This window comes from Myxococcus eversor, assembly GCF_010894455.1.
Classification (GTDB): domain Bacteria; phylum Myxococcota; class Myxococcia; order Myxococcales; family Myxococcaceae; genus Myxococcus; species Myxococcus eversor.
Genome location: NZ_JAAIXY010000019.1, coordinates 223,327 through 238,689 on the forward strand (window position 1 = coordinate 223,327; position 15,363 = coordinate 238,689).

14 protein-coding genes are annotated in these 15,363 nt (G+C 69.9%); 5 read left to right on the forward strand and 9 right to left on the reverse strand.

The features are described 5' to 3' along the window. The first annotated feature begins 109 nt into the window (after positions 1-109). Complete coding sequence (locus tag G4D83_RS33270) at positions 110-1,786, forward strand: long-chain-fatty-acid--CoA ligase (RefSeq protein WP_163868893.1); 1,677 nt, start codon at positions 110-112, stop codon at positions 1,784-1,786. Here the strand turns inward: G4D83_RS33270 and G4D83_RS33275 are convergent. The 6 genes from G4D83_RS33275 to G4D83_RS33300 all read right to left on the reverse strand — a co-directional run bounded on the left by G4D83_RS33275 (position 1,687) and on the right by G4D83_RS33300 (position 7,894). After that, positions 1,687-5,451, reverse strand: coding sequence for an ABC transporter permease/M1 family aminopeptidase (locus tag G4D83_RS33275; RefSeq protein ID WP_163868894.1), 3,765 nt, complete (start codon positions 5,449-5,451; stop codon positions 1,687-1,689). The two genes, G4D83_RS33270 and G4D83_RS33275, sit on opposite strands and share 100 nt — an antisense overlap. Positions 5,452-5,465: 14 nt before the next feature. Beyond that, positions 5,466-6,341, reverse strand: coding sequence for an ABC transporter ATP-binding protein (locus G4D83_RS33280; protein WP_163868895.1), 876 nt, complete (start codon positions 6,339-6,341; stop codon positions 5,466-5,468). 89 nt (positions 6,342-6,430) lie between these two features. Further along, entirely contained in the window at positions 6,431-6,637 is a 207-nt protein-coding gene (locus G4D83_RS33285) for a cold-shock protein (protein ID WP_163868896.1), read from the reverse strand. Between the two features lie 209 nt (positions 6,638-6,846). Further along, positions 6,847-7,029, reverse strand: a complete 183-nt coding sequence (locus G4D83_RS33290) for a hypothetical protein (protein WP_141643683.1) — start codon at positions 7,027-7,029, stop codon at positions 6,847-6,849. A 75-nt stretch (positions 7,030-7,104) separates the two neighbouring features. Continuing rightward, entirely contained in the window at positions 7,105-7,311 is a 207-nt protein-coding gene (locus G4D83_RS33295) for a cold-shock protein (protein WP_141643684.1), read from the reverse strand. Between the two features lie 346 nt (positions 7,312-7,657). Continuing rightward, the gene (locus tag G4D83_RS33300; RefSeq protein WP_205522773.1) at positions 7,658-7,894 is read right to left on the reverse strand and encodes a helix-turn-helix domain-containing protein; all 237 of its coding nucleotides are present in this window, start codon (positions 7,892-7,894) and stop codon (positions 7,658-7,660) included. 170 nt (positions 7,895-8,064) lie between these two features. Here G4D83_RS33300 and pdxR point away from each other — a divergent pair, with 170 nt between their 5' ends. From pdxR to G4D83_RS33315, 3 genes are all read left to right on the forward strand, one after another. After that, positions 8,065-9,603: a MocR-like pyridoxine biosynthesis transcription factor PdxR gene (pdxR, locus tag G4D83_RS33305; RefSeq protein WP_163868897.1), complete on the forward strand. Its 1,539-nt coding sequence runs from the start codon at positions 8,065-8,067 to the stop codon at positions 9,601-9,603. A gap of 163 nt (positions 9,604-9,766) precedes the next feature. Continuing rightward, positions 9,767-10,243 (forward strand): carboxymuconolactone decarboxylase family protein, encoded by a 477-nt coding sequence (locus G4D83_RS33310; RefSeq protein WP_176434361.1) that lies wholly within the window; start codon positions 9,767-9,769, stop codon positions 10,241-10,243. A 71-nt stretch (positions 10,244-10,314) separates the two neighbouring features. Then, on the forward strand, positions 10,315-10,743 hold the full coding sequence (locus tag G4D83_RS33315; protein WP_163868898.1) for a 2TM domain-containing protein: 429 nt from the start codon (positions 10,315-10,317) through the stop codon (positions 10,741-10,743). 16 nt (positions 10,744-10,759) lie between these two features. Here the strand turns inward: G4D83_RS33315 and G4D83_RS33320 are convergent, their stop codons facing one another. The 3 genes from G4D83_RS33320 to G4D83_RS33330 form a co-directional block, all read right to left on the reverse strand. After that, entirely contained in the window at positions 10,760-11,404 is a 645-nt protein-coding gene (locus G4D83_RS33320) for a hypothetical protein (RefSeq protein ID WP_163868899.1), read from the reverse strand. A gap of 91 nt (positions 11,405-11,495) precedes the next feature. Beyond that, positions 11,496-12,380, reverse strand: a complete 885-nt coding sequence (locus G4D83_RS33325) for a pirin family protein (protein WP_163868900.1) — start codon at positions 12,378-12,380, stop codon at positions 11,496-11,498. Between the two features lie 165 nt (positions 12,381-12,545). Then, positions 12,546-13,952: a metallopeptidase TldD-related protein gene (locus G4D83_RS33330; protein ID WP_163868901.1), complete on the reverse strand. Its 1,407-nt coding sequence runs from the start codon at positions 13,950-13,952 to the stop codon at positions 12,546-12,548. Between the two features lie 105 nt (positions 13,953-14,057). On the opposite strand from G4D83_RS33330, the gene G4D83_RS33335 reads away from it, so the two are divergent. After that, complete coding sequence (locus G4D83_RS33335; protein ID WP_240356869.1) at positions 14,058-15,359, forward strand: TldD/PmbA family protein; 1,302 nt, start codon at positions 14,058-14,060, stop codon at positions 15,357-15,359. The last annotated feature ends 4 nt before the right edge of the window (positions 15,360-15,363 follow it).

A 15,363-nucleotide genomic window follows, 5' to 3' on the forward strand; every position in this document is an offset into this window, starting at 1 on the left:
AAAGGCAGACAACGAACAACCGCCGCGCAATGGGTCGGACTTGTGCGCAATCGGGATACCATCCGCGTCCCCGAACCCATCAACGACACGCGCCTTGGAGGCGAGCCCGATGGAGAAGCCCTGGTTGAAGCACTATCCGCCTGGAGTTCCGGCGGAAATCGATGACCGGCAGTACCCGACGCTGACGCACCTGCTGGAAGAATCGTTCACCAAGTACGCGGACCGGCCCGCCTTCAAGTGCATGGGCAAGTTCATCACGTACCGGGAGCTGGATGCGTTGTCGCGGCGCGTTGGCGCATGGCTCCAATCCCGGGGCCTGGAGAAGGGCGCCACCATCGCCATCATGATGCCCAACGTGTTGCAGTATCCGGTGTGCATCGCCGCGATTCTGCGCGCCGGCTACATCGTGGTGAACATCAACCCGCTCTACACGCCGCGCGAGTTGGAGTACCAGCTCAAGGACAGCGGCGCCCAGGCCATCTTCATCCTGGAGAACTTCGCCGTCACGCTGCAGGCGGTGCTGGAGAAGACGCCGGTGCGGCACGTCGTCGTCGCGACGATGGGCGACCTGTTGGGCGGCTTCAAGGGCACGCTGGTCAACTTCGTGGTGCGCAAGGTCAAGAAGATGGTGCCCGCGTTCCAGCTTCCGCGAGCCACCAGCTTCAAGCAGGTGCTGGCCGAGGGAGGCACGCGCACGCTCACCCCCGCCACCACGACGCGGGATGACATCGCGTTCCTGCAGTACACGGGTGGCACGACGGGTGTGTCGAAGGGCGCGATGCTGCTGCACCGCAACGTCATCGCCAACCTGTTGCAGGTGGAGGCGTGGCTCCAGCCCGCGATGAAGGGCCGGAACATCGAGCAGGCGAACATCATCTGCGCGCTGCCGATGTACCACATCTTCGCGCTCACCGTGTGCGGCCTGATGGGCATGCGCATGGGCGCGATGAACGTGCTCATCCCCAACCCGCGCGATATCCCAGCGTTCATCAAGACGCTGTCGGAGCAGCCGTTCCACATCCTCCCGGCGGTGAACACGCTCTACAACGCGCTGGTCAACCACCCGGACTTCAGCAAGCTCGACTTCTCCCACCTGATGGTCTCCAACGGCGGAGGCATGGCGGTGCAGAAGGCGGTGGCGGACAAGTGGTTCGCCGCCACGCGCGTGCCGCTCATCGAGGGCTACGGCCTGTCGGAGACGTCTCCGGTGGCCACCAGCAACACGCCCATCGCCACGGAGTACTCGGGCACCATCGGCCTGCCGGTTCCGGGCACTGAAATCGCCATCCGCGACGAGGACGGCAACGACGTTCCGATGGGCGAGTCGGGCGAAATCTGTATCTGCGGGCCGCAGGTCATGGCCGGCTACTGGAACCGTCCGGACGAGACGGAGAAGGTGATGTTCCCCGACGGCTTCTTCCGCTCCGGCGACATCGGCATCATGGACGAGCGCGGCCACACCAAGATCGTCGACCGCAAGAAGGACATGATTCTGGTGTCCGGCTTCAACGTGTACCCGAACGAGGTCGAGGGTGTGGTGGCCATGCACCCCGGCGTGCTGGAAGTGGCGGCGGTGGGCATCCCCGACGAGCACTCCGGCGAGGTGGTGAAGCTCTTCGTGGTGAAGAAGGACCCGTCGCTCACGGAGGCCCAGTTGATGGACTTCTGCCGTGAGCAGCTCACCGGCTACAAGCGTCCCAAGCACATCGAGTTCCGCACGGACCTGCCGAAGACGAACGTCGGCAAGATTCTGCGGCGCGAGCTGCGCGAGAAGAAGGTCGCCTGAGTTCCAGGTGACGTCACGTCGGCCGGAGCGGCATCCTCGTCGCTCCGGTCGACCGTGCTCGACTCACGCGACGCCGACGCCTCCCGCCGCTCCTCCAGCTTCCGGAAGTTGTCGCCGCGCTCGCGTTCGATGCGCAGGAAGAACGGGTCGACCCCGACATACGTCGGGCGCTGGTCCACCACGAAGGACACCTGCGTGGACGCGCCCTGGAAGCGCAGTCGCTCCACGTGCAGCGGGACATCCTCTTCGGAGCCATCTCGCGGGGACTCGCTGTAGACGGCGACGTCCAGGGCTTCATCCATCGGCAGGGGAACGTCCTCGCTCCCACGGCGCGCGTGCTTGGACGTCGTCACCCGGGCCGTCACCTGGAAGCGCCCATCCGCCCGCGCCTCCACCGTGGCGGCCTCCACCTTGAAGTCGTACAGGACGACCTCCTTGAGCCACTGGTCGATGAGGACCCCCTGCTCGGCGGACGCCTCCGCGTGCAGCGCGTCCAGCAGGTCCAACGTCGTCAGCGAGTTCTCACGCCCCTGCGCATGCAGCAGGTGGCGCAGCGCCGCGTCCAGCTTCGCCTCGCCCAGCAAGTCCCGCAGCGCGTTCATCACCAGCGCGCCCTTGCCGTAGTAGAGGTACGACTGGCCCGTGCCCTTGTAGAGCGCGGGCTCCTGCTCCACCTCCTCCGCGCGGCCCACCAGGTAGCGGTCCCGGTCGAACGCCAGCACGGGCAAGAGCGAGCGCTCTCCGTGCAGTCCCGCCAGCACCCGTTGCTCGGAGTACTTGGTCAGCGACTCCACCAGCATCGTCGCGCCTTCCACGGTGGCGGGGTCCAGCATGTGGCCCCACCACTGGTGCGCCACCTCGTGCGCCGTGCGCCGCGTCACCAGGTCCACCGCGTCCGTTCCCCCCATGTCGGTGAGGAAGCCCCGGTCCTCCACGAAGTAGATGACCTGGCTCATCGCCAGCGCGCCGAAGCCCCAGTACGAGGGAATCTCCACCACGCGCAACTGCGTGTCCGGATAGCGATGGAAGCGCGCGCCGAAGTCATCGAGCGAGCGCGTCATCGCCGCCAATATCGCCTTCACGTTGTAGGGGTGCGCGGGGTGGTAATACACCTCCACGTCGACGCCCTGGTGCCGCGTCCGCTCCACCGCATAGCGGGCGGAGACGATGGCGAACATCGGCGTCATCGGCCGGTCCACGACGTAGTGGAAGTAGCGTCGACCGCCCTCGCTCCACTGCTTGCGCAGCGTCCCCGGAGCAATCGCCGTCTGGTCGCCCGCCGTGGACACCGTCACGTCGAGGGTGTGCCAGGTCTGGGCCGGCGCCGAGGGCGTGGCGCCACTCTCATCCAGCGGGGGCATCCTCGGAACCTCCGGCAGGCCGAACTCCCTCCGCCGGGCTGGGTTGCCCATCGCATACGTCCGTCGGTAGCCCAGCGTGGGGAACGCCTCCGTCTGCTGGATGAAGGAGCCGTTCTCCACCAGCGCCAGCTCGAAGTCCCCCGCCCTCACGCCCCGCTCCTCCCGCGTGACGTCGAAGGACAGCTCCGACACGCCGCCCGGAAGCAGGGGCGACGCCCACTTGAAGCGGTACATGCCGAAGCGCTCGTCATGGGCCACCAGCTCCGCGCCGCGCAGCGCCAGCGACACGGGTCGCGCGCTCCTGGGCACGGCGACCCACATCGTGTCGATGGGCGATAGCGTCCGGTTCTCCAGCCGATATGCCCCGGTGACGCGGTAGCGGCCCTCTTCCGGAAACAGGTCCACCGCGGACTTCACCGCGACGATGCTGGGGAGCGGGAGCGCCTCGTGGATTTTGTACGCGCGCTCGTAGTCCGCCTGCCACGTGGAGAACGTGTCGCGGGACTCGTAGCCATTCAGGCCGTAGGTGTCATGGAGGATGAGCCCGCCCATGCCCACCAACACCGCGCCACTCGCCACCGCGCAGGCCAGGCCTCCGCGTCCCCACCGAGACGGCAGCGCCTGGAGTCGCGCCGCCAGTCGGGGCGCCAGTCCGCGCCGCCACAGGCCCCAGGTGACCAGGGCCAGCAGTGCCGAGAAGGCGCTCCAGTACACCATGAAGGCGGTGAAGGACGCGGTCAGCGGACCATGGCCATTCAGGTCCGTGTGAGACAGCGCGGGCGCCGCGCCGAAGCGCGTCAGCGGATGCTCCAGCCCCCAGCCCGCGCCCTGTCCCGCGACGATGGCCAACAGCAGGCTCAGCACCATGCCCACGTAGCGATGCGGGCTCACCGTCTGGATGAACAGCACCGCCACCGCGAACAGCACCAGTGGCAGCCCCGCGAAGTAGAACAGCGACAGGTAGAGCCCCGGCTCCAGGAGCTGGTGGCCGCGAGCGAGCTGGAAGAGCACGCCCAGCACCATGGGCGTCCCGGTCAACACGACGACCAACGCCACCAGCGCCGCGAGCTTGGACACGACGAAGACGATGCTGGAGACCGGCGTCGCGTCGAGGAGCGCGTCGAAGCGCGCCATGCGCTCGCGCCACGCCAGCTCCGCGCCGAAGTAGATGAGCACCAGCGTGCCGAGCTGGGACAGTGGCGTCCAGATGCTCTCCAGCACCCGGCCCGTGGTGGGGATGCGGCGCGTGCCGTACTCCCCTCGCCCCGCCCCCGTGACGATTTCCATGCCGACCATGAACAGCCACAGCGCCAGGAGCGCCAGGAAGGGCCAGCTTCGCAAGAGGTGCCGCAACTCCAACCGCGTCGAGGAGACCAGCACCGCCCACGACGAGCCCGCCTGGGACGTGCCCTCCACGGCGACGGGACGGTAGGGGGAAGCGGCCGTGGCCACGGGCTCCGGGGAGCGCTCGTCCCGCCGGGGCTTCACCGCCGCGCTGCGGAAGGAGAAGCGCCAGTGGACCAGGGCCAGCACGCACGCGGCGACTGCGAGCCATAGCAGCCGGTTCCAGAGCAGGTTGCCTGTCAGCGACAGCAGCCGCGTGTTGCGCTCGGCCTCCGTCCAGTAGCGCGTCTGCTCGAAGAAGGCGGACAGGCCGAACGGGTCCAACAGCGCCGCGCGCGCCAGGGCCTCCGGTGTCTGCGGCGTCGCGCCCGCCATCAGCGGAGAGTCCGCCCACATGGCGCCGACGATGTAGAGCGCATACACGAGGATGCCGCCGACGTAGCTGGCCAGCGTGCTGCGCGACAACGCGGAGATGGCGAACAGCAGCGACGCGGCGAACACGACGTTGGGCACCACGAGCACCAGCATCGCCCACAGGTAGCTCGCGACGCTCAAGGGCCCCAGCCGCTCGGGCGCCACCACCACCACGAAGGGCGACACCATCAGCGCCAGCGCCGCCACGGCGAACACGGCGAGCGTCGCCAGCAGCGCCCCCAGGAAGCGGCCGAGCAGGTAGTCCCGCTGGGTGACGGACGTGGTGTAGAGCAACTCCGTCATCCGGTGCTCGGCGTCGCGCTGCACGGTGTTCGCGCAGAAGATGCCCAGCACGAAGAGCGACGTGAGCGACAACAGGCCCAGCGACTGCGCCACGCTGTACGGCGAATTCACGGGGAGGCCGTCACCGCCGTAACCCGTGGCGACGAACAGGACGCCCAGCCCGAGGAAGAACGCGGACGCGGCGAAGAAGACGGCCTGGCGCGTCTGGTAGCGCCACTCGAAGTGGAGGATGCCCCGGAGCATGGCGTGCCTTTTCCCTACGCCGCGCGCCGGTGGGACAGCGTGGAGAAGTAGACGTCCTCGAGGTCGGGCGCCACCGGCTCGAAGCCCTCCTCCGGCCGCGCGTCCGCGAGCACGTGCACCCGCGTGCGCCCCGCCTGCAACTGCGTGGACAGGACCGGGAACGCGGCGCGGTAGCGCTCCACCGTCCCCTTCTCCACCGTCTTGCGCCACACCCGCCCCTGCAGGGACGCCACCAGCGCCTCGGGCGCGCCCTCGCACAGCACCCGCCCATCGCAGAGGATGGCCATGCGCGGACACAGCTGGCGCACGTCCTCGACGATGTGCGTGGAGAGCAGCACGACGACGTGCTCCCCCACCTCCCCCAGCAGGTTGTGGAAGCGCTGGCGCTCCTCCGGGTCCAGGCCCGCGGTGGGCTCGTCGACGATGAGCAGCCGGGGACTGCCCAAAAGCGCCTGGGCGATGCCGAAGCGCTGCCGCATGCCGCCGGAGAAGCCGCTCACGGCCTTCTCGCGGTGGGCGTGGAGGTTCGTCAGGTGCAGCAGCGCGTCCACCTGCTCCCGGCGCTCCTTCGCGCGCGTCAGGCCCTTGAGCAGGCCCAGGTGGTTGAGCAGCTCCACCGCGGACACGCCCGGGTACACGCCGAAGTCCTGGGGCAGGTAGCCCAGGTGCCGCCGGTGGGCCTGCGGCTGCGCGAGCACGTCCAGCCCGTCGAAGACCACCTGCCCGGAGTCAGGCTCCTGCAGCGTGGCGAGGATGCGCATCAGCGTGGACTTGCCCGCGCCGTTCGGCCCGAGCAGGCCGAAGAGTCCTCGTTCGATGGTCAGGTCGACGCCCTGGAGGGCTCGAACCCCATTGGGATACGACTTCGAGACAGCGGAGATTCGCAGCATGGGGAGCGCGGTGGGGCGGGAAGGATGACCGCCTTGCTACGCTCCGGCTCCCCGAGCGATTGCAGCGCCGTGCGGCGAACCGGCCAGCGTCAGTCGAGCGGACGGACGTTCGAGGCCTGGAGCCCCTTGGGCCCCTTCTGCACGTCGAACTCCACCTTCTGCCCATCCCTCAGGCTGCGGTGCCCATCCACCTGGATGGCGGTGTGGTGGCAGAACACGTCCGCGCCGCCGTCATCCTGCGCGAGAAAGCCGAACCCCTTCGCGTCGTTGAACCACTTCACGGTACCCGTCGCCATACGCGGCATCCTCCCTGTCGCGACGCTTGCGTCGCCCCATGCCCGGAAAGTGGCAGGGGGCATGACACGTAGTCCGGACTCGAAGCACCTGTCGACGGGCGACGTTCGCGACTATCCACCGGTGAGCTTTCGGGCTACCCAGGACGTCACCCTGGATACGACAAGGCCCACCACGGTGCTTCGTGGTGGGCCCGACGACGGGTGGGGACCTAGTACTCCACGACCGGCTGCGGACCGGGAATGATGTCCGCGATGTCCGGGTCCACCTCACCAGGCTGGCGGGGCGTCTTGTCCCCCTTGTCCTTCTTGCGCTGCTCGCGCTTGGCATCCTTTTCCTGCTGATGCTGCTTGCGCGCCTGCTCTTTCTGACGCTTCGTCGACCTTCCTTGCATGTCGCCTCCCTCCTGAAAGCAAAAGCCCGACCTCACTCAAAAGGAGACCGGGCATGAGTGCTGGAGCGGACGCGCTCAGCCGATCGGGCGGACGTTCGAGGCCTGAAGTCCCTTGGGCCCCTTCTGCACTTCGAACTCCACCTTCTGACCCTCGGCCAGGGTCCGGAAGCCGTCCGCCTGGATGGCGGTGTGGTGGCAGAACACGTCAGGGCCGCCATTATCCTGCGCGATGAAGCCAAAGCCCTTCGCGTCGTTGAACCACTTCACGGAACCAGTCGCCATATGCGTCTTCTTTCGTCTTGCGGCAATCGAGGCCGCCTTCCACCCCGAACCTGGGGTGCCGGACTGCCTCTAGCCTGATAGGAGGCCCCTGTCATCACATCCAGGCCTCGAAAAACCAACCTACCCCAACCCCGCGCGGAACAACGCACGAGCTACCCGAACAATTCTCGTTTCAGTTTAACGGTGGGCGCTCCCCTCCGCTGTATTCCGGAAGGTGAGAAGACCCCGCATCCGCCTCTGTCGGGGCCCTCCTCGGGCAGGCGGGCAACACCTCGCGACATGCTGGCCCTGGGCGGCCCCGTCATGCCCGGCCAAGGGCGCGGCGTCCACCCCGATTGTGAAGGACTCAACGGCGCGAGCGCGGCTCGAGCGCGTCCAACAGCCCGCGCTTGCCGCCGAAGTGGTAGCGCGGCGCTCCACGTCCCACGTGCGCGCGCCGGGCCACGGCCGCAAGCGTCAGCGCCTCCAGCCCCTGCTCCCGGACGAGCGCTTCGGCCACGCGCAAGAGCCGCGCGCGCATTCCCTCCTCGATTCTGGCGCGCGGCGGCGCGACGATGAGGTGAAACCAGGGCCACCCCAGCATGACGTTCCCCCTTCGCCTGCTTCAGGCCGCCGGGCCCACCACAGGGCGGACCGCGGCCGCGAATCGGGCTACGGTCGCCACGTAACCTGCTTGCGGACGTTTCCAACAGTGATGGCTCGTGATTCCAGACATCACCGGTGTGAATCCTCCAGGGCCGGGTCGAACGGGACATGACACCCTCCAAACAAGGCGTGAAGGGAGGCGTCCGGAAGCGTGCGCTCCGGAAGCGGCCCGCGGTGATGGCGGCCACGTCGGTGGTGCTCGACGCGGCCACGGGAGGCTCGCTCCAGGCCCAGCTCGTGGAGGCGCTGCGCGCGGCCATCGTCGCCGGGCGGCTGGCGCCGGGCACGCGGCTGTTGTCCACGCGCGCGCTGGCGGAGCAGTTGGACCTGTCGCGCAACACGGTGCTCAACGCGTACTCGCGGCTCTTGTCGGAGGGCTATCTGGTGGGCCAGCTGGGCTCGGGCACGTACGTGGCGCGGGAGCTGCCGGAGCGGCTTTCCGCGTCGCGACGCGCCCGGGAGCCCGTGGCCGCGCCGAAGCACACGCCGGGCATCTCCCAGCGCGGGCTCGCGGTGGCGCGGCTGCCCGACTTGCGCATCACCGCGCCCGGCATCTCCGCCAGCCGGCTGGCGTTCCGCATGGGTACGCCGTCGGTGGATGCCTTTCCCAGTGACTTGTGGGGGAAGCTCCTGCACACGCGCTGGCGACGCTCGTGGGGGGACCTGCTCAAGCGCGCGGAGCCCGCGGGCCATCCGCCCCTGCGGCGCGCCGTCGCGGACTACCTGGCGACGTCGCGGGGCGTGCGGTGTGTCCCGGAGCAGGTCATCATCGTCAACGGCGCGCAGCAGGCGATGAGCCTGGCGGCGCAGGTGCTGCTGGACCCGGGTGACGCCGCGTGGGTGGAGGACCCGGGCTACTTCGCCAGCCGGGGCGCGCTCGTCGCCGCGGGCGCCACGCTGGTGCCGGTGCCAGTGGATGCCGAGGGCCTGGACGTGGAGGCCGGCATGCGGCTGCGGCCCGACGCCAGGCTGGCCATCGTCACGCCCGCCCACCAGTTCCCGTTGGGCGTGGCGATGAGCGAGGCGCGGCGGCAGGCGCTGCTCGCGTGGGCGGCGCGCTCCGACGCGTGGATTGTCGAGGACGACTACGACAGCGAGTTCCGCTACGTGGGGCGGCCGCTGCCCGCGCTCCAGGGGCTGTCGCCGGATGCGCGGGTCATCTACATCGGCACGTTCAGCAAGGTGGTGTCGCCGGCCTTGCGGGTGGGCTACCTGGTGGTGCCGGAGTCGCTGGTGGATGCCTTCAGCGCGGCGCGCCGCTTCGCCGACGGCCACACGCCCGTCGTCGAACAGGCGGTGCTCGCGGACTTCCTCGACGAGGGCCACTTCAGCCGCCACGTGCGCCGCATGCGCGTGCTGTACGGCGACCGGCAGGCGGCCCTCGTGGAAGAAGCCCGTCGCGAATTGCGCGGGCAACTGGACCTGTCTCCCCTCCACACCGGCATGCACCTGGTGGGCTGGCTGCCGGAGGGCGTGGATGACCGGGAGGCCGCCGCGCGCGGCGTCGAGGCCGGGGTGATGACGCAGCCCCTGTCGGCCTTCCGGACGCAGTCCCCAGGGCCCGGAGCGCTCCTGCTCGGCTATGCGTGTGTGCCCGAGAAGGAAATCGCCGAGGGTGTGCGCCTGCTCGCGCGCGCCCTGCGCTGAACAAAAGGCCCCGCTCGTCCCGCTGGGAAGTGGCCGCCGCGCGGGCCCGAAGTGGCACCATCGAACGGTGCGCGAGTGGCCCTCGCGCGTCGTGGCCGCCCCGGTTACTTCACGCCTCAGCGATGGGGGACACGAGGTCCCTCCCCGAAGGAGATGAAAGACCATGGAAGCACTGCGTTTCGATACCGCGAAGCTCGCCCCTGGCATCTTCACCGCGATGATGGGGCTGGAGAAGTACCTGCATCAGTGCGGGCTGGAGGTGGGCCTGCTGCACCTCATCAAGCTGCGCGCCTCTCAGCTCAACGGCTGCGCGTACTGCATCGACATGCACTGGAAGGACCTGCGCGCCATCGGCGAGACGGAGCAGCGGCTGTATGGCCTGGATGCGTGGGAGGAGAGCCCCTACTACTCGGCGCGGGAGCGCGCGGCCCTGGCCTGGACGGAGGCCGTCACGGACTTGAAGCACGGCCATGTGTCCGCCGCCGTCCACGAGGCGGTGAAGCCGCACTTCACGGACAAGGAGCTGGCGGACCTCACCGGCGCGGTGGCCACCATCAACGCGTGGAACCGGCTGGCCATCGCCGCGCGCTCGGTGCCTGGCGCCTACCAGCCGCCGAAGTCGGCGCAGAAGGGCGGCTGAAGTCCACGCGGTGCGCACCGCCGCCCGGGTGTATCGACGCGAGCCCGGGCAAGGCACTACTGTCCGGGCGCATGGCGGACACGCGACCCAAGGCTCCACCCACGCACTTCACGGAGCGGGAGGCCGCGGAGCTCATCCGCGAGGCCAGCGCGCATGCGCTCACGAGTCAGGCCTCCGAGCGGCCCCTGACGCGCGAGGAGGTGCTCGCCATGGCGCGGGAGATGGGCCTGAGCGAGGCCTCCGTCGAGGTCGCCCTGGCGGCGCGCGGCCAGAAGGACCAGGACCGGCAGAAGCTGCGCAAGGACCTGTTGGGGCTGGCCACGCACGGCTTCAGCTACACCATCGTCATCGGCGCGCTCACGCTCATCGACGTCTTGACGGGCCCCTCGTGGTGGGTCGTCTGGCCCGCCATCGGTTGGGGCATCGGCCTGGCATTCCATGCCATGGGCGTGACGATGACCATGGCCAGGCGCGCGTTGAAGGTGGAGGACGACGAGTAGCCGCGAGGGTCGCGGCTCACGTCCCCGGTGGCGTGCGCGGCAGCTCCGTGCCGAACAGGGCCTGGAGCAAATCCAACAGGCCGGGCCACGCCTCCGCGCCCAGCCACAGCCCTTCCTCCACGTGCTCCACGCTCATCGAGAGCGAGGCGTTCTCGAAGAGCTTCGCGGACAGCACGCCCTCGGGCGGAAGCTTGCCCTCCACCTGAAGCACCTGCCCGTCCCACCGCATTCCGGGAGGCAGCAGTCGCTCGGCGAGGGCGCGCACAGCGGAGCGGCCCGCCCCCGCGCGCAGCACTCCCATCACCAGCGACGACGCGCCCCGCGACTCCTCCAGCTCCACGCGCCCCGGAGTGCGCAGCCACAGCCGATAGCGCCCCGAGGCGAACTCCACGCGCTCCAGCGTCGTCTCGACGCGCAGCTTCCAGCCCTTCACCGACAAGCGGATATCGTAGAGCTCCGGACGCGCCTCCCAATGGCGCAGCTCCAGGTGCTTCACCTTGACCAGGAGCTGGCGCACCACCGTCTCCACGCGCACGTGGGACACCCGCAACCGCTTGCCCCCTACATCCACGGCGAGGTCTCCAGACAGCGCGGACGGCAGCCGCTTCGCCCACTCCTTCGCGCCTTCCAGCAGCTTCATCGCCAACGACTGACCCGACATCCATGTCCTCCCGAGTGCGGGGCGCAGCATGCACCGGATTCGTGCCGCGGGGCCTCGGCCCTCGGGTACGAGGGCTCGGCGCCAGGGTCGCTCAGGGACCAAGCGTCGGGAAGCGTCCAGCCTCCCAGTCCGCCAGACGCGCGCGGCCCTCCGCCACGCTGTCCACCACGAAGTTCCACCAGATGACGAGCGGGTCCGGCAGCGGCTCGCCACCGAGCACCATCACCCGTGCGCCTCGCGCCGAGCGCAGCGACAGCGTGGACGCGCCCTCGTCCAGGTGCGCGAGCACGCCCTTGTCCACGGACGTCTGGCCCACGGCCACCTCACCCTCGGCGACGTAGACCGCGAGCGCGTGCGTGGGCTCCACCGGCAGGGCCACGGCGGCGCCCGCCTCCAGTTCGACATCCAGGTACGTCAGCGGATGGAAGGCGGGCACCGGGGAGAGGGCCTCACCGAGCCGTCCCGCGAGGACCCGCACGCGCGCGCCCTCGCGCTCCACCCGTGGCAGTCGTGACGCGGGGACATGCTCGAAGGCCGGGTCCACGTGGCGCTGCGCGCGAGGCAGGGCGACCCATGTCTGGATGCCGTGCAGCGGGGCGGCGCCCGGACTGGAGTCCACGTCTTCGGCGTGGACGATGCCGTGTCCGGCGGTCATCCAATTCACATCGCCCGGGTGGATGTCCTGCACCGTGCCCAGCGAGTCGCGGTGACGGATGGCGCCGGAGAAGAGGTACGTCACCGTCTGGAGCCCCACGTGGGGATGGGGTGGCACGGCCATGGCGCCTGGAACGGCGGGCGAGGGGCCGAACTGGTCGCAGAAGACGAAGGGCCCCACGCGCCGCAGCTCCACGCGAGGCAGGGCTCGCAGCACCCGCGAGTCACCCACCAGCTCCGTCTGCTTCGCGGGCCACAGCGCCACCACGCCGCGCTCCGCCGAGCCCGTGGCACGTGCCGCGGACGATGAATCCGTCCCCATCTCGAATCTCCTCCTCGAGCGACACCCTGGCGCTCGGGCCCGTGCGTCGAAGCGCGGAGCGATGGCAGTATCGCCCGGCGCATGGTTCGCCGATAGCGGCTGGCGGCTGTCGCTCGAACCGGGGCGCGGGGTCCCCGCCCCTCGCTCGGGCGGGATGGGCGGGCTTCACTCCGACGGGGGAGGAAGAATCAGGGTGGGGGTGCCACAGCCCTCGGCGGTGGGGAAGAAGGTCAGGTCGGCGCCCACGCCCCGGAGCGCTCGGAACGTCTCCAGCACCGGGAGCTCCAGCGACATGGGCGCGATGCGGCGGACGCGGCGACCGTCTCGCACCTCCCAGCCTCCCGCGATGAGGGACACCCGCCCGGGACGGGGCATCGTCGTGAAGGTCTCCACGCGGGCGACCAACTCCGTGTAGTGCGCGGGCAGCGCGTCGCCGCGTGGACTGATGAAGAAGTTGAGAGCAGAGGCGGAGGCTTCGGAGGCACCTTCGCGCAGTCCTCGTCCACACGGCTGCGCGCCGAGCCGTGTCGCGGTCTGCTCCGAGTGGAGAAAGCCCATCAGGCGGCCTTCATCCACGAGTCGCACCGCACGCGCCTCACGACCTTCGTCATCCCATTCGCGGCGACGAGTGCCCTGGGGGTGAAGCGGGTCATCCTCCACGGAGAGCACGGAGGGAAAGGCCTTCTTCCCCACGGCGCGCGCCAGGGCCGGTGTCGCCGCCGCCACGTCCCCGCGCAGGAGCCAGGCGAGCCCGGCGACGAGCGGAGCGGCGACGGCGGGACGCAACACCAGCGGCAACGTCGGGTCCGCGACCTCCGCTCCTCGCGACTCGGAAGACGGGGGCTCCGCTGCATCCACGGGCGATGTCGCGGAGTCCTGCGCGAGTGGCTTCGCCGGGTCCTCCAGCGCCGCCACGGCGTCCTGGAGACGCTCGCGCAGGGACTCCAGCTCCAGCGCGTCCTGCCCAGGGACTCGCGCCACCGCATCCACCACCGCGCCACGAGACGTCTCGCAGCGCACGAAGGCTTCCTCCCTGTCCTCCCCATGCGCGACCACGCCGCCGCTGCTTCGCAGCAACGCGGACCAGGTGGAGCGATGGGTGGACACCAACGCCTGCACGACAGTGCCCGGAGGCACCACCGTCCGAACCAGCCGCACGGCCTCGTTGCGTGCCCGCTCCACGGAGGGCTCCCAACGCCACGCTGGAAGCGAAGTCACCGTCAGGAAACTCGCGGGAGCCGGCCGCGACTCAGCGGCGACTCCTCGCAGCGCCGTGTCCAACCAGCGCTCCAGGTCCTCGCGCCCACGCACGGGGCCCGAAGCGACGCCCCGGGATTGCGCGTCCCACACCCTCGCCACCACCGAGCACGCCACACCCTGGCTCGCGGCGAAGGCGCCCGTGGCGGCTTCCAGCTCCAGCGTCAGCTTCCCCTCCACGATGACGAAGAGCTCGGCCTCCAGGCTCGGATGCGCCCGACGAAAACCCTCCAGGACGTCACGTGCCGCCTCGGCCAGCACGTGCGGCGCCGCCACCTTCGCTTCGTCACGCCGCTCGCCATTCCCGTTGCTCACGCGCCCCCATCATGCCCCATCTCCCCGGTGGACCCTTCGTGGGCGCCGCGCGATTCCGGGCGCGGGTCTCGGCCCCTCGCCTCGACGGTGGTAGAACGGAGCCACGTGCCCGTCGAGAAGCCCAACACGTCGAGCTGGTTCGTGGAGCATCGGGAAGCGACCGAGGTCGCCCACTCCCGCTCGGGGCCACGCGTCCAGCCCCTCCACCAGGAGCAGGGCCTCTCCCACGCCCTCGCGGTGGAGGGCGGCGTCGAGTACACCTGGGAAGCGCTGGTCGACGGCACCCTTGCCTCCCACGACATGCCCGCGGACTTGAGGACCGGTGCGACGGAGCTGCTCGACCCGACGCCCGTCCTCGCGACGACGGCGGCGCTGGCCACGGAAGTCGCACGCAGGCTGGTCGACACCGCCCGTGCGGCCGGAGCCACGCACCTGGATGTGCTGCTACGGGAAGTCGAGCGGCGCACCCTGTGCTTCGGCGACGGACGCACCGTGCGACAGGACTCCCGCCACGCCATCCTGGAAGTGAAGGCCTTCCAGACGACGGACAGTGGCGTCCTCGATGCCTGGCGCGCCACGGCCTTCCCAGACCTGAATCACCTGCACGCGGCGCTTCCCACCCTGGAATCCCTGGTGGACGGACTGGTGCGCGAGCTGCGCGAGTCCAGCCCCGGCATCCCCTGTCCCACGGGGATGTTCCCCATCGTCTTTCCTCCGGGCGCCGCCTCCGCGTGCTTCTTCCACGAAGTCTGCGGGCACCCGCTGGAGGGGGACGTCGTCGCACGCGGTGGCTCGTACCTCGCACGCAGACTGGGCCAACGCGTGGCCGGCCCGTGGCTCTCCGTATCGGACGACCCCACCGACGGACACGGCGCCCTCGGCTTTCACTGGGACGACGAGGGCCACGCGGCCCAAGCCGTGCCGCTCCTGAACAAAGGCGTCGTGGGCTCGCCCCTGCTGGATGCACGCAGCGCCAGGCTGCTGGGGCACGCCCCCAACGGCCATGGCCGACGCGTGGGCTTCCGCCATCCGCCGCTGCCTCGCATGGCTCACACGCGTGTGGAACCTCACGAAGGCCATCTGGAATCAGTGCTGGCGGGAGTGCCTCACGGCCTGCTCGTCCAGCACCTCACGCCCCGGCACATGGACCTGCTGTCGGGAGACTTCAGCTTCTACATCGTGGAGGCGCGCGAGGTGCGCGATGGCCGCGTGGGCCAGCGCGTGTCACCCGGCATCCTCGCTGGCAACGGTCTGGAGGCCCTGGCCTCCATCGACGCGGTGGGCGCCGACTCGCGCAACCTCTTCGCCACGCGCGGCTGTCGCAAGCTGGACCACGGCGCCCTGCCGGTGTCCTTCGGACAACCCGCGGTGCGCTTCCGCGGGCTGACCGTACGTCCCTGGCGCTGAGCTC

Excerpts from the sequence above, each read along its gene's own strand:
- G4D83_RS33295 (WP_141643684.1), bottom strand. The coding sequence starts at position 7,311 with ATGGCGACTGGTTCCGTGAAGTGGTTCAACGACGCGAAGGGCTTTGGC.
- G4D83_RS33275 (WP_163868894.1), bottom strand. The coding sequence starts at position 5,451 with ATGCTCCGGGGCATCCTCCACTTCGAGTGGCGCTACCAGACGCGCCAG.
- G4D83_RS33320 (WP_163868899.1), bottom strand. The coding sequence starts at position 11,404 with ATGTCGGGTCAGTCGTTGGCGATGAAGCTGCTGGAAGGCGCGAAGGAG.
- G4D83_RS33290 (WP_141643683.1), bottom strand. The coding sequence starts at position 7,029 with ATGCAAGGAAGGTCGACGAAGCGTCAGAAAGAGCAGGCGCGCAAGCAG.
- G4D83_RS33315 (WP_163868898.1), top strand. The coding sequence starts at position 10,315 with ATGGCGGACACGCGACCCAAGGCTCCACCCACGCACTTCACGGAGCGG.
- pdxR (WP_163868897.1), top strand. The coding sequence starts at position 8,065 with ATGACACCCTCCAAACAAGGCGTGAAGGGAGGCGTCCGGAAGCGTGCG.
- G4D83_RS33325 (WP_163868900.1), bottom strand. The coding sequence starts at position 12,380 with ATGGGGACGGATTCATCGTCCGCGGCACGTGCCACGGGCTCGGCGGAG.
- G4D83_RS33270 (WP_163868893.1), top strand. The coding sequence starts at position 110 with ATGGAGAAGCCCTGGTTGAAGCACTATCCGCCTGGAGTTCCGGCGGAA.
- G4D83_RS33310 (WP_176434361.1), top strand. The coding sequence starts at position 9,767 with ATGGAAGCACTGCGTTTCGATACCGCGAAGCTCGCCCCTGGCATCTTC.
- G4D83_RS33280 (WP_163868895.1), bottom strand. The coding sequence starts at position 6,341 with ATGCTGCGAATCTCCGCTGTCTCGAAGTCGTATCCCAATGGGGTTCGA.
- G4D83_RS33285 (WP_163868896.1), bottom strand. The coding sequence starts at position 6,637 with ATGGCGACGGGTACCGTGAAGTGGTTCAACGACGCGAAGGGGTTCGGC.
- G4D83_RS33300 (WP_205522773.1), bottom strand. The coding sequence starts at position 7,894 with ATGCTGGGGTGGCCCTGGTTTCACCTCATCGTCGCGCCGCCGCGCGCC.